Source organism: Oleiphilus sp. HI0125 (assembly GCF_001635355.1).
Genome location: NZ_LWGF01000554.1, coordinates 1 through 370 on the forward strand (window position 1 = coordinate 1; position 370 = coordinate 370).

A 370-nucleotide genomic window follows, 5' to 3' on the forward strand; every position below is an offset into this window, starting at 1 on the left:
TACCAGCATCCATACATTCTTTTTTATCTTTGTTGCTCGTGAGTGCTGTAGCACCAATGACGGTCAGTTCACCATATTGATCGGGGTTTGCACGTATCTTTCGTGTTGCTTCAATGCCGCCCATACCGGGCATAATGCAGTCCATAAAAATGATCGCTGGTTTTGCTTCTTTTAAACATTTCAGCGCTTCTTCCCCTGAATTTGCCGTATCGCAACTAATGCCGAATTCTTCTAATAGCTGAACCAAAATGATTTGCTGAATTTGATCATCCTCAACAACGAGTATGCGCTCGTCTGTCACAGCGGTTTTACTCTCTTCTTGATCGATCTGCTGAATCAATTTGGTGANAAAGCTTTTATTGTCTGAGGG

1 protein-coding gene is annotated in these 370 nt (G+C 42.5%); it reads right to left on the minus strand.

Features of this window, described 5'->3' with window-relative positions; translation table 11 throughout:
* On the minus strand, positions 1-340 hold a 340-nt coding region (locus A3762_RS06970), incomplete at its 3' end, for a response regulator (protein WP_156493311.1).
* Positions 341-370 lie beyond the last annotated feature (30 nt).